General features: G+C 63.8%; 19 protein-coding genes. 3 read left to right on the top strand and 16 right to left on the bottom strand.

Annotated features, from left to right (window positions below; translation table 11 throughout):
• Positions 1-23 precede the first annotated feature (23 nt).
• From ACFSNN_RS08210 to ACFSNN_RS08150, 13 genes are all read right to left on the bottom strand, one after another.
• Entirely contained in the window at positions 24-1,031 is a 1,008-nt protein-coding gene (locus ACFSNN_RS08210) for an ABC transporter substrate-binding protein (protein ID WP_134465431.1), read from the bottom strand.
• Between the two features lie 14 nt (positions 1,032-1,045).
• Positions 1,046-1,294, bottom strand: a complete 249-nt coding sequence (locus ACFSNN_RS08205; RefSeq protein WP_134465432.1) for a hypothetical protein — start codon at positions 1,292-1,294, stop codon at positions 1,046-1,048.
• A gap of 12 nt (positions 1,295-1,306) precedes the next feature.
• The gene (locus ACFSNN_RS08200) at positions 1,307-1,693 is read right to left on the bottom strand and encodes a DUF4280 domain-containing protein (RefSeq protein ID WP_134465656.1); all 387 of its coding nucleotides are present in this window, start codon (positions 1,691-1,693) and stop codon (positions 1,307-1,309) included.
• Between the two features lie 2 nt (positions 1,694-1,695).
• The gene (locus ACFSNN_RS08195) at positions 1,696-2,367 is read right to left on the bottom strand and encodes a toxin-antitoxin system YwqK family antitoxin (RefSeq protein WP_244323029.1); all 672 of its coding nucleotides are present in this window, start codon (positions 2,365-2,367) and stop codon (positions 1,696-1,698) included.
• Between the two features lie 80 nt (positions 2,368-2,447).
• On the bottom strand, positions 2,448-4,343 hold the full coding sequence (gene tssI, locus ACFSNN_RS08190; protein WP_134465434.1) for a type VI secretion system tip protein TssI/VgrG: 1,896 nt from the start codon (positions 4,341-4,343) through the stop codon (positions 2,448-2,450).
• Positions 4,344-4,347: 4 nt separating this feature from the next.
• The gene (gene tssH, locus ACFSNN_RS08185) at positions 4,348-7,083 is read right to left on the bottom strand and encodes a type VI secretion system ATPase TssH (RefSeq protein WP_134465435.1); all 2,736 of its coding nucleotides are present in this window, start codon (positions 7,081-7,083) and stop codon (positions 4,348-4,350) included.
• Positions 7,080-8,306, bottom strand: a complete 1,227-nt coding sequence (gene tssG, locus ACFSNN_RS08180; RefSeq protein WP_134465436.1) for a type VI secretion system baseplate subunit TssG — start codon at positions 8,304-8,306, stop codon at positions 7,080-7,082. Before tssG ends, tssH begins: the two co-directional genes overlap by 4 nt.
• Positions 8,261-10,024, bottom strand: a complete 1,764-nt coding sequence (gene tssF / locus ACFSNN_RS08175; protein ID WP_134465437.1) for a type VI secretion system baseplate subunit TssF — start codon at positions 10,022-10,024, stop codon at positions 8,261-8,263. Before tssF ends, tssG begins: the two co-directional genes overlap by 46 nt.
• Positions 10,017-10,472 (bottom strand): type VI secretion system baseplate subunit TssE, encoded by a 456-nt coding sequence (gene tssE, locus ACFSNN_RS08170; RefSeq protein ID WP_134465438.1) that lies wholly within the window; start codon positions 10,470-10,472, stop codon positions 10,017-10,019. The genes tssF and tssE overlap by 8 nt, the downstream gene beginning before the upstream one ends.
• 65 nt (positions 10,473-10,537) lie before the next feature.
• On the bottom strand, positions 10,538-11,026 hold the full coding sequence (locus ACFSNN_RS08165) for an Hcp family type VI secretion system effector (protein ID WP_134465439.1): 489 nt from the start codon (positions 11,024-11,026) through the stop codon (positions 10,538-10,540).
• Between the two features lie 64 nt (positions 11,027-11,090).
• Entirely contained in the window at positions 11,091-12,602 is a 1,512-nt protein-coding gene (gene tssC, locus ACFSNN_RS08160; RefSeq protein ID WP_134465440.1) for a type VI secretion system contractile sheath large subunit, read from the bottom strand.
• 53 nt (positions 12,603-12,655) lie between these two features.
• The gene (gene tssB / locus ACFSNN_RS08155; protein WP_134465441.1) at positions 12,656-13,231 is read right to left on the bottom strand and encodes a type VI secretion system contractile sheath small subunit; all 576 of its coding nucleotides are present in this window, start codon (positions 13,229-13,231) and stop codon (positions 12,656-12,658) included.
• A gap of 385 nt (positions 13,232-13,616) precedes the next feature.
• On the bottom strand, positions 13,617-15,404 hold the full coding sequence (locus ACFSNN_RS08150; RefSeq protein ID WP_134465442.1) for a hypothetical protein: 1,788 nt from the start codon (positions 15,402-15,404) through the stop codon (positions 13,617-13,619).
• A 359-nt stretch (positions 15,405-15,763) separates the two neighbouring features.
• Here ACFSNN_RS08150 and ACFSNN_RS08145 point away from each other — a divergent pair, with 359 nt between their 5' ends.
• Positions 15,764-16,219: a ribonuclease gene (locus ACFSNN_RS08145; protein WP_134465443.1), complete on the top strand. Its 456-nt coding sequence runs from the start codon at positions 15,764-15,766 to the stop codon at positions 16,217-16,219.
• An 8-nt stretch (positions 16,220-16,227) separates the two neighbouring features.
• On the opposite strand, the gene ACFSNN_RS08140 is transcribed toward ACFSNN_RS08145, so the two are convergent.
• From ACFSNN_RS08140 to ACFSNN_RS08130, 3 genes are all read right to left on the bottom strand, one after another.
• Positions 16,228-16,725, bottom strand: coding sequence for a CPBP family intramembrane glutamic endopeptidase (locus ACFSNN_RS08140; RefSeq protein ID WP_134465444.1), 498 nt, complete (start codon positions 16,723-16,725; stop codon positions 16,228-16,230).
• 91 nt (positions 16,726-16,816) lie between these two features.
• Positions 16,817-17,218 (bottom strand): hypothetical protein, encoded by a 402-nt coding sequence (locus tag ACFSNN_RS08135; RefSeq protein ID WP_134465657.1) that lies wholly within the window; start codon positions 17,216-17,218, stop codon positions 16,817-16,819.
• An 82-nt stretch (positions 17,219-17,300) separates the two neighbouring features.
• A complete protein-coding gene (locus tag ACFSNN_RS08130) occupies positions 17,301-18,113 on the bottom strand; it encodes a hypothetical protein (protein WP_134465445.1) in 813 nt (270 codons plus the stop codon).
• A gap of 143 nt (positions 18,114-18,256) precedes the next feature.
• On the opposite strand from ACFSNN_RS08130, the gene ACFSNN_RS08125 reads away from it, so the two are divergent.
• Together ACFSNN_RS08125 and ACFSNN_RS08120 are read left to right on the top strand one after the other, a co-directional pair.
• Positions 18,257-18,799, top strand: a complete 543-nt coding sequence (locus ACFSNN_RS08125; protein ID WP_134465446.1) for a DUF488 domain-containing protein — start codon at positions 18,257-18,259, stop codon at positions 18,797-18,799.
• A gap of 45 nt (positions 18,800-18,844) precedes the next feature.
• Positions 18,845-19,456, top strand: coding sequence for a uracil-DNA glycosylase family protein (locus ACFSNN_RS08120; protein ID WP_134465447.1), 612 nt, complete (start codon positions 18,845-18,847; stop codon positions 19,454-19,456).
• The last annotated feature ends 4 nt before the right edge of the window (positions 19,457-19,460 follow it).

Genomic DNA, 19,460 nt, shown 5'->3' with positions numbered 1-19,460 from the left:
TGTGCTCTCTTGCGTGATGCGTATCAGTGATCGGTGGCCTGAAGAACCGTGCCGACATCGAACTTCGTATTGCGCTCTGCCAGAAACTGGTTGACGAACGCGAGCAGCGTCGGCTCGGACACGTTTACACCGATGGCGAGCGTGTCCTCCAGATCCTGCAGCGTAACCACACGCAGCCGCAGCGACGCGGTCGGGTCGATCTTGAGCACGCGCTTGACCTCGAACTCGTCGCGGAAAGCCGCCGTCACTTCGCCGGCGTTCAGCGCGCTCAACACCGCGTCCCAGGTCGGATAACTACGCACTTGCGCCTTCGGAAAGTTGTTGGTGACATAACCGGCGTACGACGAATTCGCGACCACACCGATCGAGCCGTCGTACGCGCGGATCACTTCCGGCACCGGCCGGCCATGCGCCAGTTGCGCGAACTTCACCCGATTGAGCAGCAGCGAGCGTTTCAGGCTCAGATACGGCGCGCTGAAACTGATCACTTGCGCGCGCGACAGCGTCCGCGATAGCTTACTGACGGCAATATCCGCCTTACCTTTAGCGAGCAGGCTCACAACATCGTCAAAAGTCTTGGCGTCGCGATTGAAACGCACCTTCACGCCGAGTTTTTTGGCGATGTCGGTGGCGAGCGTGATGTCGAGACCGGTCAGCTTGCCGTCGTGTTCTTCGAAGAACGGCGGCTGATCGACGCCGAGCACCGCGACCACCAGCTCGCCCCGTCCGACGATGCGGGCGAACTCCGGCGCCAGCAGCCGGCCGTCCGGCATCTGCACGAGGCCCGTAGAAGTGGTCGGCAGCGCGGCTGGAACAGCGGCGCCGGGTGCCGCAGACACAGACACGGCCGCGGCGGGCGCCGGCGGAGTGCCGGCGGCGCCGGCCGGCGGCGAGCTCAGCACGGCGAGCGTGGTCACCGCGGCGATCGCGATGAGCAGCAGCGCCACCCGGCGCTGCACGCCGCGCGTGAGGCAGGCCGCGAAGGATTGGCGGTCGAGGTACCGGGCGAGGATAAGGAGCGGAAACGACATGACAAGTACCAGTCTTAAAGAGTCGAAGAAGCGGGAACCGGAGCGAGGTCGCTGGCGCCCGGCAAAGCCGGTTGCGGCGCCACGCTGCCGGTGGCGACCGTGGCGCGAGCCGCCGGTGCCGTGGACGCGTCGCGCGGCGCGTCGGCGCTGAAGCGCGCGCCGATCTCGATGCCCAGCACAAACAGCAGCACGCAGAGCAACAGCGCACAGGCCGCGGCGATGGTCATCATCCGCGAAGTCATGGAAAAAACGTATTGCTGCATTGGCCTCTATCCTCAAGGAACCATAGTGGTGAACTGCGCGGGCGCGACGATCTGGATCACGCCGCCCCAGGAGCACATCAGCTTCGACGAGTTCTGCAGCGCGGGCAGTCCGCCGATCAGCACGGTCGGCGAACCCGGCACCCACGGCGCGGCGGTGACCGGCACGCACGGCATGGGCGTGAGCGCGCCGAGCGCCGCGGCGGTCGCGGCGGCGACCATCGGATTGGCCGGGCAATTACACATGCCGAAGGGCATCACGTTGACCATCGGCAGATGGTCCATGATGGTGGCCGCCGGCGCGCCGGACAACACCCGGTTTGCCGGCAGCACGCCGAGCGTGCCGGGCGCGGCGCCGAAGCTGCATTGGAGCGTGGTTCCCGCCGTTACCTGGATGCCCACGTCTAGCCCCTCACCCATTTTTCGAAATGCCTGACGAGCCGCGGCGCGGCGGTCGAAGCGCCGGGCGCCTGGCCCGCGTCGACCTTGCGCCATTCGCCTTGCGGCTTGCCTTGCTGGTAGACACGCTCTTCGACCACGCTGCCATCGGGAGCGAAGCGGCGCACGGTGCCGTGCAGCAGATCCGCCCGATAAGGCGACGACTGAACCAGCGCGCCTTCGCGCGAGTAGTCGCGCGTTTCGCCTTCGAGCAATCCGTGGCGGTAGTTCACGCGCCGCACGACGACGCCGTCGCTCATGAACACCGCCTCGCGATCGAGTTTGCCCGCCTGGTAAATCAGCCGCGACGTGACGAGCCCCGACGGCGCATACGAGACGCTCTCGCCGTGCAGCACGCCGTGCACATAGTGCTGACGCGCGGCGACGCGGCCTTCCTGATAGAGCATCGTCACGCCATGCAGCTTGCCGTTCAGGTAGTGCGCCTGCTGCAGCGGAACGCCCTGCTCGTCGAATGCAGTCAGCGGGCCGTTCAATGCGCCGTGCGCAAAGTTGGCCTGTACGAGCGCGGTGCCGTCGGCCGCATAGCGCGTGCTCTCGCCGTGCGCCACGCTGCCCACCAGAGACGCGCGCCCGACGAGACGGCCCGCATCGTCGCGTTCTTCGACGATGCGCGCCACGCCATCCGCCGCTTGCGGTGGAATCGACGCATCGGCGGAAGTTGCGGCTGGCGGTGACAGGAAAGTTTCGATCGCTTGCCTCAGTTCAGTTTGACCAGCCCGCCCTTGAGCGCGAGCATGCCGCCGCCGTCGACCGTCTGCGTCGTCGAAGCCTTGTGGGAAAGCGACAGTCCTTCATTGCTCAAGGTCGTGCCCGCCTTGCTCGCGTGCGTGGTGCCGGCTTCGCTGCTGAGCGAGGTGCCCGCCTTGATGCTGATCGAACCGCTGACGTCGAGCACGAGATTGCCACTGACCTTCAGCGTGTAATTGCCGGTCACGTTCTGCGTGAAAGCCGCGTGGTTGGTGTGAGTCTCGTCGCCGGTCACGTCGAGCGTACGAGTGCCTTTGACGTTGTGCGTTTCCTTGCCGGTCTGCACGTCGATCGTGCGGTCGCCCTTCTGGATCACATGCGATTCGGCGCCGGCAATCACGGTCGTGCTGAGCGCGTTCTCGATCGCGACGGTCATGTCTTTTTGCGCGTGGAAGTACAGCTCTTCCGCATTGAGCTTGTCTTCCATGCGGATTTCGTTGCCGGCGGTGCCGCTTTTCGACGAGCGCGAGCGCATCACGCTTTGTGTCTGCAGCGAAGGCAGCGCGACCGGCGGCGCGTTCTGGCCGTTGTAGACGCTGCCGGTCACGAGCGGCCGGTCGGGGTCGCCGTCGACGTAGCTCACCACCACTTCCTGGCCGATGCGCGGCAGGAACAGATGCCCCCAACCCTGGCCCGCCGAGGCCTGCGACACGCGCACCCAGCACGAGCTGTTCTCATCGTTGGCGGCGCTGCCGTCCCAGGGGAATTTCAGCTTCACGCGGCCGTTCGCGTCGGTCCAGATTTCCTCGCCGGACGAGCCGACCACTTTCGCGGTGTGCGTGCCGGCAACCAGCGGACGCGGCGTCACGAGCGGCGCGCGAAACGGCACCGACGCCGGAAACACATGGAATTCGTTGCTGTACGTATCGTTCGACGCCGTATGCGTGACGTCGCGCACCACATACGACACGTTGAGCGCGCCGTTGACGTGCCCGCTCAACTCGAACGACGTGCCGGCCGTCAACGCATAGCAATAGCTCGCGCCGCGTCCGGTTTGCTGCTGCACGGTTTGCGCGGCGAGCCGGACCGCGGATTTGCGCGTGCCTTCCGCGCTCGTGGCGTACTTGCCGGGAAACGTGAAGCGCCGTCCGGTAGGAATCGAAGCGCTCCCGACAGACGACGCCGTCGAACTGGCCGCGGCAAGATAGTCGTAATCGCCAAGCACATGTTCGCCGGACACGATGCCCTGCGTCATGGTGAAGTCGGAGACCCGCTCGGCGCGCGGCGCTATGCTGCTGTCGGGCGCGAAATACAGCGTGGGCTGACCGACCTGGTGCGCCGACGGGCTGTCGGCGAGCACCATGGTGTGCGCGCCGTTCGCGAAGCTGAAGAAATAGAAAATGCCTTCCTCTTCCATCAGCCGCGAAATGAAGGCGAACGCGCTTTCGTCGTATTGCACGCAGTACTCGCGCACCGCATAGTCCGTGCTGCTGATGCGCAATTCGAACGGCACCTGAAAACTGCCCAACACGGTCTTGACGATGTCGAGCGCGCTCTGGTTCTGAAAGATCATCCGGTCCTGGCCGAGCGTGAGCAGCCACAGGCGCGGCGCGAGTTCGGCCGAATAGAAACCGTACTGCGAATTGGCGCCCGTATGCGCGAAACGCTTGACGATGCCGTTGAAGTAACGCGCCGTGCCGGCCTGATCCTTGACCGTCACCGTCACGCTCTTGCCGATGATCGTCTGCGCGTCCAGCGCCAGGTTTGTCGAGTGCATCCGCAAGTCGAAATGAAACGGCTCGGAGATCGCCTCGCGGCCACCGAATCCGTCGAGCAGCAGCGCGTCGGCGCCGAACGGCGTCGTGACCGAGATGAAGCTGTTGGCCTGGCTGGGCACGCTGGACATGCTGCTACGCCTCCTCGACCGACAGGAAGCGGAATTCGATGCCGCCCGCGCCGTTCAGCGCGAGATGCACGCCGCCGAACGGCTCCGCGATCGAGATGCGTTCCAGCACCTGGCGCGCCAGTTCCGGCAGGATCGATTGCGTCAGGATGTGATCGACATTGCGCGCGCCGCTATCCACTTCCTTGCAGCGCTCGGTGATCAGCGCGGCGAGCGGTTCGTCCCACGTCAGGCGTGCATGGTGATTGCGCTCGAAACGCTGCGCGAGCCGCGTGAGCTTCAGATTGACGATCGACGTGATCTGCGCGTCGCCGAGCGGGTAATACGGCACGAGCACGAGGCGGCCGAGAAACGCCGGACTGAACTGCTTGAGCAACGCGGGCCGCAGGCGTTCGCTCAGCGCCTCGGGTTCCGGCCGGCGGCCGCCCTGGCACGCGTCGGTGATGATGTCCTGCGCCGCGTTCGAAGTCAGCAGGATCAGCGTGTTCTTGAAGTCGATCGGCACGCCTTCGCCGTCTTCCATCACGCCCTTGTCGAATACCTGGAAAAACAGTTCGAGCACGTCGGGGTGGGCTTTTTCCATTTCGTCGAGCAGCACGACGCTGTACGGGCGACGCCGCACCGCTTCGGTCAGCACGCCGCCGCGTCCGTAGCCCACGTATCCGGGCGGCGCGCCCTTCAGGCCGGACACGCTATGCGCCTCCTGAAACTCGGACATGTTGACGGTAATCATGTTGCGCTCGCCGCCATACAGCGTATCCGCGAGTGCGAAGGCCGTTTCGGTCTTGCCGACGCCGCTCGGCCCGACCAGCAGAAATACGCCTACCGGCTTGCCTGGATCGTCGAGATCGGCGCGGAACGTGCGCACGCGGCGCGCGATCGCGTCGAGCGCCTGATCCTGGCCGACCACGCGCTCGGCGAGTTTGTCCTGCAGATACAGCACGGTGTGCAGTTCGTCGGCGAGCATGCGGCCTACCGGGATGCCGGTCCAGCCGGAAATCACCTTCGCCACAATGGCGGAATCGACGCAGACCGGCACCATCGGCTCATCGCTCTGAACCGCTTCGAGCCCTTTTTCCAGGCGCGCGAGATTCGCCGTCAGCGACGCGCCGTCGTCGGCGTCGTCACCCTCGGCGGCCTTGCGTTCGTCCGCCAGATAGAGGCCGATCTTCTTGCGCCACGCGATGATTTCGCCGACCGCATGCTTTTCGGTGACGAGCTTGTCGGACAGACGCGCATGCTGTGCGCGCTCTTCGTCGAGCTGCTTGTTGACCGCCGCAATCGCGTCCGCGCGATCGCTGCCCGTGGCCGCTTCGTGACGCAGAATGCGCAACTGGTTCTCGTTGGTCTCGATCGAGCGGCCGAGCGCTTCGATTTCCTCGGGCACGCCGTTCTGCCCGATCGCCACGCGCGCGCACGCGGTGTCGAGCACGCTGATCGCCTTGTCGGGCAACTGGCGGCCGGAAATATAGCGATGCGACAGCTTGACCGCGTCGCGCACCGCGTCGTCGAGAATTTCTACGCCGTGATGTTCCGCGAGCTTTTGCACCATGCCGCGCAGCATGTCGATGGCCACCGCTTCGCTCGGCTCTTCGACCTTCACCACCTGGAAGCGCCGCGCCAGCGCCGGGTCGCGTTCCACATATTTCTTGTATTCCGCCCACGTCGTCGCGGCGATGGTGCGCAGTTCGCCGCGCGCGAGCGCCGGTTTGAGCAGGTTGGCCGCGTCGCCCTGGCCTTCGCTGCCGCCCGCGCCGATCAGCTGATGCGCTTCGTCGATAAAGAGAATCACGGGCACCGGCGAGGCCTTCACCTCGGCGATCACCGACTTCAGGCGATTCTCGAACTCGCCCTTCACGCCGGCGCCGGCCTGCAACAACGCGAGATCGAGCGAGCGCACCGACACGTTGACCAACGCGGGCGGCACGTCGCCCTGTACGATGCGTTGCGCGAAACCTTCGACGACCGCCGTCTTGCCGACGCCCGCCTCGCCCGTCAGGATCGGGTTGTTCTGGCGCCGCCGCAGCAGCACGTCGATCAGTTGACGGATCTCCGCATCGCGGCCGCGAATCGGATCGATCGCGCCTTCGCGCGCCAGGCCGGTCAGGTCGACGGTGTACTGGTCGAGTGCGGTGCGTTGCGTGCCGCCGCCCGGCGCGCGCGACATCGACGGCATGGCGGGTTGCACTTGCGCGCCAGCCGTTTCGCCGGACGCATCGGCAGGCTTGCCGCTTGATGCGGCGTTGCGTGCAGCAGCGCCGCCGGCGTCTTCCGCCGAACCGGCCAGCACGGTCGGCAGCATTTCGCGCAAAGTGGCGCGTGGAATGTTCAGCAATGCCGGCGCCGATTCGAGCAGCAGCCCGCGCAAGCTGTCGACTTCGAGCAGTGCGAGCACGAGCGTGCCGGAGCGGATCTGCTGCTCCGCGAGCAGCATCGAACTCAATAACCACGCCTCCTGAAACAGCGACGAAAAGTTCGGCGACAAAGCCGGCGTGCGGCCATTGCCGCGCTTGAACTGATCGATCGATTTCTGGAGTTGCGCGATCAGCGTTTCCGGTTTGATCTGGAAATGCGCGAGGATCGCGTGCAGATCGGGCGCATCCGCTTCGAGCAGGCTCAGCAGCAGATGCTCGACGTCCACGTTGTAATGGGTCTGCCGCACGCACGCCTGGGCGGCCTGCTCCATCGCATGCTTGCACTCCGGATTGAGCCGGCTCAGCAACGTGCGGATATCGATGTTCATGCGCTGCATCCTTCGTAATGGCGCGAGGGTTGGCCGGCCGCGCGCAGCGCGAGACGAACCGGAGCCGGCGCCACGGCAGTCGTGCCGCGTGCGCTTGTTGTAGCGTTGGTGCGCGCGGCGTTGAGCGAGGCGCCGTCGTCTTGCGCGCTCTGCTGGCCGCCGGCCACCCAGGAGGTCCAGCCGAGCCGGGCCGCATGCGGGCCGCCGAGCGCGCAGCTCACCCGTTGCGGCGTGAGCTTCAGCACGAACTCGACGTCGAAATCCTGCTGCACGTAGCACTGGATCAGCCACTGCGCGAGCGCGTGATCGCGGCCGCCGGGCAGCAATGCGGCAAAGCGCTCACGCGACAGGTCGGAGAACTCGATGCGGATGCCGGCGGCCTGATCCCACGCGCGCCGCCCGAGCACACTGTGTCCGCCGAGCCGCGGTGCGCGCGAACCCACCCGCGCGAGCCGCAGCGAATCCGTGGCGTCGATCTGGCGCCAGCCGCCGACGAACTGCATGCCGCGCACCGGCACGCCGAGGCGGTCGGACAGCAAGGCGAGCAGACCTGTCATCGAACGCGGCGCCGCGCTGAGCAGACCGGCATGACGCATCCACAGCCGTTCCTCGTGAGGGCCGCGCAGCGCACCATGCAGCCCGAGATTGCTCAACGCATCGAGACAGGCGGCCAGCGCCGACGCGTGCGGCGAGCGCCAGTTCAAACCGGGCGCGTGCTTCTTGCGGCTGCGGTAGAGAAACGAGAGAAAGCGGTGATTGAAGATGTCGAGCAGGTCGGCGGTGGCGAACTCGCGCCGTGCGCGGCCTTCCAGCACCAGCTCCGTGAACGGCATGGGCAGCGGGCCGTTTGCGCCTGCAAGCGTAAGCACCGGCGTGGACAGCGTGTAGGCCGGCGTTTGCCGGTCGCGGTCGCGGTCGTGGTCATGCTGATGCTCGTGTGCGTGAGATGCGTCTTGCGGCTCGCTCTGGCGAGCGGACGGATGCCTCGGCGACTCGCCGCGCCGCACACCGTGCACATCGCTCGGCTCGAAGGCGAGCGACACGAAACCGCTCAACCGCACGGCTTCGCCCGCGCCGTTGCCGCGACCGAGCGCGCGCGCATGCGGCACGGCGCGCTCGAGCAGACTGATCGCCTGGAACAGATCGAAACCCTGCGGATTCGCGATGAGCCGGTCGATCAGAGCAGCTGCTGGCAACCGGTCATCGGCTCCCATTGCTTCCATATCTCGTCTCCACGGCGCACCACCAACCGCACAAAAGAATTGACCGATGTGTACATGGCGAAAAACCGCGCCAGCACCGCGCCCATCAGCAACGGCGATCCGCCGACGAACGCATGCGCGTCGAACTCGATGCTGACTTCGGTGCCGCGGCAGTAGCCGCGCCATGCGTCGGCGCCGACATGCGCGGTCACGCTGCGCGCCTGAATGCTCTTGATGCCGCGAATCTGGTCCTGTTCACGGGTGCTCTCGGAGGCGAACAGACGCAGCATTTCCTGCAACTGCTTGTGGCCCGTCGCGCCGCTCACGAGCGAGTGATAGTTGAGCGTCAGCAACGAGATCAAACGCCACAGCGTCTCGCTGCCGAGCGGCGGATTGCGCTGCAGCGTCGGTTCGTACAGGCAGCGCACCCGCGCGTTCTGCGACACCTTGTCGACCAGCATGCGGGCGCCCACCGGCACCTGTTCGGCCAGATGCCGGTTGGTGCACAGCACGTTCGCGTAGACCACCGGCTCCGCCGGCTCGCTGACGGCGTTGCTCGCGTCGACGAAACTCAGGAACATGTCGGTGCCCTGCACGTTCTCGCGCAAGCTGTGTTCGCGGCGTGCCGACCAAAAGACCGTCGCGCCGTTGGCGTCGACGTGATCGATCGAGGAGAAACCCGGCACGGTCGCCGAGCGTTCCATCGACGGGTCGGACGCCACCACGGAGACGATCGAGTGAATTTCCGTCATGGCGTCGCGCCGCTGATCCGCGACCAGCCGGTATTCGTAATGACGGTGATCGATCGCGATCGGCTCGCTCGTCTGCGAAAACAGATTGACGATGGGCGTGCAGCCGAGCTTGAAATGCTGCGCGCCGAGCATGCCGAGCCCGCGCGGCACGCGTTCGAGATGCAGCACGATTTCGCACGTGCGGCCCGTGCCGAGACGGCCCGCCAGATGGTGCAGATCGAAAAAATGAAACTTGCGCGGAAAGGCGAAATACTCCTGCATCAACCCATAGGCCGGCTGCGCGTGGGGCGGCTGCGGCAGCACGCTGTCCGCCTCCGCATAGCCCACCTCGCGCCACGCCGATGCGGGCAGAACCACGCCGCCGCCGCTTTGCGGGCGCAGCGATACGTCCGTCACGGCCGATGCAAGCAGCTCGTAAAGCGGCATCGTCACCATCCAGTCGCCGTGCAGATGAATGCGCAACTGTTTGAGTTCCAGCTCCGCAAAATCGACGCCCGGCTCGCATTCGAGCGTGAGACGCAGCGTCGAGTCGTCGCCGAACGCGGCCCGGCTGATTCGCAGCGGCCACAGCGTGGTGTCCCACGCGGTGCGGAACCGGCAAGCTTCGCCGCTTTCGGTAAGCGCCTGCAGTCCCGTGTGACGCGCCACCTTGAAACCCGCCGTCACCTTGCCCTGACTCGGATCGAGTTCGAACTGCGCGACCGTCATGGAGGGCGTCGGCTGAACCAGCGACGGACACACGTTGTCCAGCAAGGCCGACGCGACCTGCGGAAATTCCTGGTCGAGATCGCGGTGCACGCGCGCCGCGAGAAACGCGGTCGCTTCGATCAGCCGCTCGGTGTGCGGATCGAGCGATTCGGTGCCGTGCAGCGCAAGCCGCGCGGCGACCTTCGGATAGCGCTGCGCGAATTCGGCGCCCTGCGTGCGCAGATAGGACAGTTCGCGTTTGTAGTACTGGAGAATGTCGTCGTGCGCGAGTTCAGCCATGTTCCACCCAGCGCGGATCAGCGGTGTGATGGCCCGACGGCGCCAGTTCGAAGGCCACGTGGCCCACGCCTGTCTGTTCACGGATCTGTCCGCCGATCATCAGAATCGCGTCGGGGGCGCGCTCGGCGGGAAAAGCAAAACTGACGCTCACGTCCTTCAGACGCGGCTCGAACAAAGCGATGGCATGCTGGATGACCGCGGCGATCGCGTCGCGATCGCCGCCCGAGCGCAACGAACGCTCCGAGAAATCCGGCACGCCGTAATCGATGACGCTGCCGTCGCTCTCACCGAACGCTTCGAAAGTGAGCCGCGAACGCGTATTCAACAGCCTGCCCAGGTCGCGCGCCACCGACTCACGGAGCGCATTCGCGCCCGTGAGTTGCGTCTCGCCGGCAGCGGCGAGACGGTCGAACAGGGGCATGGCCGAACCCCTTGAAATTGCCGACATGACGCGAATACTCCTGCAACGCGGACGGTGATACGGCGTTCGCTTGCGCGACCCGCGATAAATGCTCAGGCAGCCGGCGAAACCGCGACGTTCTTCGACAGATCCCAGCCGAACGACGCGTTGCCCTTCTTCGTCGAATCGATGTTTTGCTGCGTGTACGAAGACGTGATCTGCGTGAAGTTGAGCGAGAACGAATCGCTCATCTGACCACCGCCGCTCGTGCCGATCGACGACACCATCGCGTTGGTCATCACGTACTTCATTTGCAGCATGAACTTGCCGTTTTCGTTACGGCCGATATACAACGTCGCGTCGCCGAGTTTCGTGCCGGCCGTACAGGCTGCGTACAGGCCCGGCGTCGACTGATCGGTGCTCTTGGAGAACGTGAATTCCTGGAAGCTCGGGCGGCCGAGCGTGCGTTCCGTATTGGTCGCGTCCATGCCCATCGGCAGCGAAACGGAATGCGAGAAAGAGTGGATCACGATCTGATCGGCGTAGCCGTCGATCATCGCGTTGCCCTTGATGTCCTTGATCTGGAGAAGAATCGTATCCATGACTGTCCTGGTTTAATCGGTTGTGTGTGCAAACTCGCGTGCGGCTCTCGCCGCACGCCATGCATCAGGCTGCCGCTGCCGGCAATTCGGCGACGAGGCGGATCGATGCGGTCAGTTCTTCCATCTGGAAATGCGGCTTCAGGAAGCAGGTTGCGCGATACGCGCCCGGCTTGCCCGGCACTTCCGTCACGTCGACACGCGCTTCGCCGAGCGGATAGCGCGCCTTCGAAGCCTGCGAGGCCGACGGATTGATCAGCACGTAGTCGGCAATCCAGTTGTTCAGATAGCTTTCCACGTCGGAGCGCGTCTGGAAGCTGCCGATCTTGTCGCGGATGATGACCTTCAGGTAATGCGCGAAGCGCGACGCGGCGAGCACATACGGCAGGCGCGACGACAGTTGCGCGTTCGCATTTGCCGCATCCTTGTTGTAGACCTTCGGACGGTTGGCCGTCTGGCTGCCGAAGAACGTCGCGTAGTTGGAGCCCTTCGAATTGACGATCGCGATAAAGCCGAGGTCGTTCAGTTCCTTCTCGCGGCGATCCGTGATCGTGACTTCCGTCGGGCACTTCAGCGCGATGTCGCCTTCGCCGGTCTTGAACGTGTGAGCGACCATGCCGTCCACTTTGCCGCCGCCTTCCACGCCGCGAATCGCCGTCGACCAGCTGTATTTCGCAAAGGCGTCGGTGATGCGCAGGCCGAGCTGGTAGGCGGAGTTGGCCCACAGGTACTTGCCGTGATCCGTGCCGTCCACGTCTTCTTCGAAGTTGAAGCTCTCGACCGGCTTGGTCTTCGCGCCGTACGGCAGACGCGCGGCGTACGACGGCAAGACCAGCGACACGTAGCGCGAGTCTTCCGAATCGCGGAAGCTGCGCCATGCGGCGAGTTCGGCGCTTTCGAAAGTCTTCGACAGATCGCGCGTGACACCCAGTTCCGTGTACGACTTCAGGTCGAACAGGCTCGGCGCGGCGGCGGTGATGAACGGCGCGTGCGCGGCCGCGGCGACCTTCGAGATGCGCTGGAGCAGCGCGAGATCCTGCGGATGACGGCCGAAGCTGTAATCGCCGATCAGCAGCGAATACGGATAGCCGCCGAAGGTGCCGTACTCTTCTTCGTAGATCTTCTTGAAGAGCACGCTCATGTCGTGATCGACCGCCGTTTCCAGATCCTTCAGCAGTTCCTTCTTCGTGACGTTCAGGAGACGCAGCTTGAGCTGCGGGCCCGTTTCCGTGCCGTACACCATGTCGTGCAGACCGGTCCACGACGCTTCGAGCGCCTGGAACGCCGCGTCATGCATGATCGCGTTGATCTGGTCGGTCAGCAGCGAATCGATTTCAGCGACACGTTCGTTGATCATCGCGACCACGGACTTGTCCGGGCTCGTGCGCATGCCTTCATCGAGAATCTGCGACGCGAGTTGCCCGATCAGCTTCTTCGCGTAGACGCTTTGCGACTCCTCGACCGCCATGTTGCCTTCGTGAACGATGCGTTCGAGAAGACTCAGGTCGGCGCCGGGTGCGCTTGCCTGGATTGTCTGGGTATCGCTTGCCGCCATGCCGGCTGCATTGTTGCTTGCCATCTGGATCACCTGTGAAAGTTCGTTACGCCCGCCATGACGGGCATGCAATGCCGTTACGCTGCGGGTGCGCCTTCGTCGGCGGCCGGCTCGGCTGCGGCCTCGGCTTGAGGTTTGGCGGCCGCGGCAGCGGGCTTCTCGCCGCCGTGAGCCTGGCTTTGAACTTTCTTCAGGTCCTCGGTGTTCTGGACGATGCGCTCCAGCATCAGATCGAGTTCGTCGTTGCCGTCGAGTTTGGCGAGCAGATCACGCAGTTGCTGACGTGCTTCCAGCAGCTTCGCAAGGCGCGGAACCTGTTGCACGATCGCTTCCGGATGGAAGTCGCCGAACTTGGCGAAATTCAGTTCGACCTTGAGGTTGCCCTCGCCCTTCATCGTGTCCGGCACCGACAGATCGAGACGCGGTGCGATCTTGCCCATGATCTCGTCGAAGTTGTCGCGATCGATCTCGACCAGCCGACGCTCTTTCAGCTTCGGCAGCGGCTGGGCCGGGTGACCGGACAAATCGGCCAGCAGGCCGACGACCATCGGCAATTCGCGCTTTTCAATCGCGTCGCCGATTTCCACGTCATAGGTGATCTGGACGCGCGGCGGACGATTACGCCCAACCCACTTCTGCAAACTATTGGACATACGTATCTCCCGGTGAAGCTCGCATACATTAAGAAAACCGTCCGCTCGTCTATCTCGAAGCCGAGCGCCATATCAGGTAATTCGGGGTGGAACGCGCAGTAATCGCATGACGAGGGCAGGCGCGCGCAACCGTCGCCAAAGCTTTATCGGCGCTGCCTGAGTGATCTTTAGAGTTTTTCCTCGGAAACCGGGTTAGTACCTACGAGCCGGTGCCGCGCTAACGTTTGCGCGCATGTTTGCGCGCATTTGAAGGGCAATTTGGGGTCAGCGAGAGCTGGGCGAACCGGTCGTCGACCGGTTCGCGCGACGACCGGCGGGTTCGCATTTTTCGAATGGAGAACCCGCCGCCGGGGAGAACCGCGGAATGACGTTCCGCGTATGGCGCTTACGTTGCCGCCAGGAAGGCGACGGCCTTGTCGGCGAACGTATCCTGCGTGTGATGATGCACAGCGTGATCGAGCAGACCCTGAATATTGCTGCGGCCCTCGGTGTCGCGTGCCTGGAACTTGAAGCCGGAGGTCTGCAAATACCGCGCGCCGAAACTCTTCAGACGTGCAAAGTACTCCGCGCCGGCGTTGTACGTGGCGCGGTCGACCACCTGGCGGGCGGGTTCCAATTCATCCCGGAACAGGTTGGCGAGCGTCATCAGGCTGCCGCAAATGCCGGTATTCAACGTGAGCATCGGGATCAGCGGGCTGGCGTCGCAGCCTTCCTGGAAAAACGCCTTGAACTTGTCGAGGTCGTGGATGATGCCACCTTTGGATGGATCCATATTCGGCTGGAATTCGAGGCCGCGCGGACCCGGATCGCGCGTGGCGAGTTCGCGTTCCTGCAGGTAGACCTCGCGCGCCTTGGCGAGAAACGCGTGGATCTTGCTCTGCTCCCACAGGCGGAAGGTGAACTTGACCAGCCACTCGACGCCGGTGACGATAGCCGATACGAGACTGCCGGCGCCCGGCAGGAAGGCACTCAGCGACATCGACACCACGCCTTTGAGCGTGGTCCACAATCCCTGGAAAATGCCGGATTCCATTTCGCCTTCGAGCGTGGCGGCGATCAGTTCGGGATGCCCGGGGTTCAGTTCGATGCGGCGCCGCTGCAGCCACGCGCCGACCTTTTCCGCGGCGGCACGCAAGGTCTTGACGATGCCCGCGCCAAGGTCGATGGCCGCGCCCACGAAAGGCGCCGCGCTGGCTAAACATTGTGTGACGACGACCTTGATCAACGAACGCACCACGCTGCCGGCCAGGTTGAAGTTGCTCGCCGATGCCCCGAGCAAGGCATTCTTGATCTTCTCGAAAGCCCACGTCACGGCGCTTTCTATCTCGCGGCGCAGGTTGTTGAGCGTTTCAGTCACGGTGACGAACGCCGCGCCGACCAGCGTGGTCGGCAACACCCAGGGGTTGAGGAAAAGCGCCGGATCTTCCTTGATCATGTCAAAGCCGGCCTGGGTCACCGGATAAGTCCAGGTCACGCTGGACTTGATCACGCCGCTGCCAGGGCTACTCATGCCGGGGCTCACGGTGCCGGTGGTCGCCCAGCGCCGCTCCCTGGTGGCGGGGGCGCTCAGACCGAAGAGATCGTCCACTTTCGCCACGCCCTTGGGCAACAGTTTGACGCCTGTCGCGGATGCCGTGGTAAGCGCTTGAGCGGATACCGGGTGGCCTGCCATGTTGATATGCCGGGTGGCCTGTGTGGCGCTGTTCAGATGTTGCGTGTTGGTGGCGAAGCCGGACCCCACTGCACCACCGACGGCGGCCACACCCTCCATCGCGATGGTGAAGCAGTTCATGTCGATGTTGAGATTGCCCAGCAGATAAAGCACACCGTAACGCGAATGCGGGATATCGAAGTTCCTGATCCGGTCGCGAGCGGCCGCAGCCGACGCGCGCGGCGGCGCGACGTTGGTGGCCTCCCGCAGGATGTATTCCATCAGGCCGCCGCTCTCGGTGTTGCGCGGCACGCGGGCCCAGTTACCGCCTTTTTCCGCGACGTAATCGTCGAGGGCGTCGCGCAGCGTGGCGGCCTTGAGCGCGTCGAAGCGCGCCGTGCACCAGACGGCGTACGCAGCATCGACGCGCCGTGTGCTCGCGCTTCGCGAACTGAGTGTCAGCGCCGTACGGCGAATCCACTCGCTTGCATTGACAACTTCCAACGGTCCTTTTGCACCCATCTCCAGATCCCCTGTCGCCGGTCCGCCGGCTTATCCTGGTGTTGAACCCAATTGCAACTTCGTAGGTAAATGATCTCCTGCACCGGTTCTTTCGAGTGGTTCCAGGATCGTCGATGGCGCGCACGCGGAGCCGATAGCTTGCGACGAACTCACTTCGTCAGTCACCGAGGTATGCATCGGCCCGAAACGCCATCACATCGTTAACGGTCGCCATGTCGCGGACTTTAGTGGAGAGTCGATATCACCCTGGTTGCGGTGTAAAAAGCGGTGATCTGCCGCCGAACATTGATTTGCTCCGCCATTAGCGATACCTTCTATCCTGGTCGTCGAATTGCGGTCAACGAGAGGAGACCCGTTTCGTGAAAAGAGCGTGGGCTTTGTCCGGCATCGTCGTCTTGAGCGCGATTCTCGGCGGATGCGACAAGGGGGGATCGCAAAGCCCCACCGAGGCGTCGGGCGCATCCGCGAGCGAGGCATCGGCTCCGCCAGCGGCAAGCGCGAGCGCTCCCGCCGTCGCGTCAGGCGCGCTCGGCACCATCACCAAAACACAGTTGCCGGGGGAAGCAGCCGAAACCTTGCGGCTGATCAAAGCGGGCGGCCCCTTCCCTTTCTCGGAAGACGGCGTGGTGTTCCGCAACAGCGCGGCATTGCTGCCGCAGCATCCACGCGGCTATTACCACACATACACGGTTCGCACGCCTGGGTCGACGGATCGCGGGCAGCGCCGGATCATATGTGGTGGACCACGCAGGCAGACAAGCGACTGCTATTACACCGACGATTACTACGTCAGTTTCAAGCGCATTGCGGAGTAAGGCCGCCTTTACAGAACGAATAGCGTGATTGCCGCTGTTATTCCGTTGCGCAACGCATGCACGGCAAGCGTTGCGATAAAGGGATGACCTTTGCGCGAATCTTCAATCGCGAAGACCGTCGCCAAAATGCCACCCACAAGTGTGCCGAGTACAACGTACGGTACGCTGTAACTATGACTCAAGCCGAATAGCAGAGCCGAAATACAGATTGCGATGCCAGTCTTGCAACGGAGTTTGCTTAGGACCCGAAGACATCCCCACTGATGAATTGTGGTCTCGATGAGCGGTGCCGCAACGCACCCTATCGCAATCAATTTGAAGACGTTGCCTTTTCCTAAGTCGGGGCCGCCCAGCGTCTGCCCGGGCGTTAAAAAGGGGGCAAAAATTAGCAGCGGTATTACGGCTAGATACGTGCCTGCCAATGCCAGCACTACCAGCTTCGCCGTCGGTAACTCCAATAGCCAAAGTTTCACTCTCTGCAGGCATCTATGCGATGTCGTTAGCATGGGCCGTCTATGGTCTCTCGGGTCGTCGTTTTTTTCTGGTTTGATTGTCAGCGATCCGGGAGTTGTTGTCGATCGGCTGCTCAATGATAAGTCATCCGAAAACCCTCGCCCATGCCGCCCGAAGACGTCGCGCGCGATCTTCGAAGAGATATGACGCGGCGAGCGTCAAGAGGCCTGAAATAACACCCGTGACGATGTGCTCGACATAAGGGATGCGGTAGTGACTCACGTGTGCATAGGCGTCGCCCAATGCCGTCAGCGAGCCTACGATCAGCGCATTGCCGTATCGGTTCCCGTAAAGTTTCGCAGCGGGCGTGAAGGTCAAAAGCACGGCAAAGAGTCCGGTGAGCAGACCGGTATGGAATGCAATCGTCCAGTGGGCAAGGCTCATGATGTTGCCCCAGCTCCCCGGCATGCAGGTCATGCACGCGCTGGTCGGCTGCCAGAAACGCTGGACAAACAGCTTGAAGCGGCGCTTCCACTCGATTGACATGAGGTTTTTCTCACCAATGCCGGTGTTACGGCCGACGCCAGCTCTTTGGTAAGTCGTGGCGGAAGCGGCCATTCGAAAAATATCAGCCCTTCCCATCCTCCTGCCGCTCCGCAATCGCCGCAATCGCCGCAACGATCCGGCTCTGTGGCGCAACGAGCTGGTCATCCGTAGTCGCCACCAGCCACAGGCGCGCTCGCTCCGCGATCCGGCGGTTGTGGTCCTTCAACGGGCCCATCGCGGCAGCAGCCTTCCAGACCACCGGGCCGACCCGGCTTTGCCTGCCCGACGGCGCGCCGACAAGCAGGCAGTACGGTCCCAGCGGAAGCGATACAAACGGAAGTGCCGGACTCGCGCTCACGCGCCAGTCGATAAAAGGCGTCTCGCTGATAAGCAGCGGTGTGGGCAAGCCGTAAAGCACGCTGTAGTCGTACAGCGCCAGCTGTTCCGGCATGCCGGCGTATTTGCGCCGGACGTCGTCGACAACCGCCGCGCGGATCTCGTCGTCGAACATGGGTTCCTGCGCGTAGCGGGCAAACGCCTCTCGCGCCTCCCATTGATAGGCGCTGAACACGCCGAGTTCAACGCAATCCTGCACCGCGCGTTGAACCTCCGTGACAGAACCGGCTTCCTCCGGCTTGCCTAACTGCGCAGCCCGCAAAAACCGGGCAAGTCCCGCCTCCTGAATCGCGGGCCCCTCCTCGGACACATCGTCCTGAGCGTCCTTGCCAAGCGGCACGTAAGTATATTTTTCGGCGGCGAAATGCGACTTCTTGCCTTCGTCGAATTTGATCACGCCATCGACGCAATCCAGATAACGAGTCCCGACCCGACCATGCTCCCAAATCCAGTTTTTCAGGAGCGGACGTAATGGATGCGGTCTGTCTTGTTCGGCCATTGAAACCTCCAAGTGCCTCAGTATAGTTCCAAGTCGCGGATTGCTCCGTGGAGGACATGGCGACGTTAGCGTCGGCACGTTGACCTCTCGCCACCCACGTTGTACACAACATGAATGGACGCAAGCGCTTCAGGAAGGCACCGATGAGCCGCCCCTTTTTCACGATTGGTCATTCCAACCGGCCGTTGCCCGAATTCGAGAGTCTGCTGAAGGAGGCGGAGATCGCGACGCTGATCGATGTGCGCAGTATTCCTCGCTCACGAACCAATCCGCAGTTCAATCAGGACACGCTGCCGGATGCGCTCGCGCCGGAACATATCGGCTACGTGCATCTTGCGGAACTGGGTGGGCGCCGCGGCAGGCGCAAAGACGATGCAGCGTCGCCCAATGCGTACTGGACTCATCCGGCGTTCCGCAATTATGCGGACTATGCGCTGAGCGACGCTTTCCGCGATGGTCTCGCGCAGCTTCTCGCGCTCGGCCACCGGCGCCGCTGCGCGATCATGTGCGCGGAGGCGGTCTGGTGGCTCTGTCACAGGCGTATCATCACGGATTACCTGCTGCTGCACGGCGAAACCGTACTGCACATCATGGACGCGCGCCACACTACCGTTGCAACGATGACACCGGGCGCGCAACCTCAACCCGACGGCACGCTGATCTATCCGGCTCCCACCACGGCCTGAACCGGCATGCGAAGCGACTGCCCGTCCGCTGTATTGCACGATTGCATGACTGTCACCACACAAGCCACGTCGCTCGATAGCCTTCTTCGCGAGATTCGCGCCTGCACACTCTGCTCGCCGGTGCTGCCGCACGCGCCGCGGCCGGTGCTGGCGGCATCCGCGCAGGCGCGCATTCTGATCATCGGCCAGGCGCCGGGCGCGCGCGTCCATGCGTCCGGCGTGCCATGGAGCGACGCGAGCGGTGCGCGGCTGCGCGCATGGCTCGGCGTCGACGACACCGCCTTCTACGACACGTCGAAATTCGCCGTCGTGCCGATCGGCTTCTGTTTTCCAGGCCGCGGCGCGAGCGGCGATCTGCCGCCGCGGCCCGAGTGCGCCGCCCGCTGGCACGAGGAACTGCTCGCGCACATGTCGTCGGTACGGCTCACGCTGCTGGTCGGACAATACGCGCAGCGATTCGGACTGGGCAAGGCATTCGGGCCGACCTTGACGGACACGCTCGTGCGATGGCGCGAATTCGGCCCGCAAGTCGTGCCGCTGCCGCATCCGTCGCCACGCAACATTGCGTGGTTCAAACGCAATCCTTGGTTCGAAGCAAGCGTGTTGCCGACATTGCGCGAGCGAGTCGCGGCGGCATTGGCGACGCCCGACGCGTGAAAAT

Source organism: Paraburkholderia dipogonis (assembly GCF_042680985.1).
GTDB classification, from domain to species: Bacteria; Pseudomonadota; Gammaproteobacteria; order Burkholderiales; family Burkholderiaceae; genus Paraburkholderia; species Paraburkholderia phytofirmans.
Note: the sequence above shows the minus strand (reverse complement) of the source record. Positions and strands in the feature narration are given on the sequence as shown.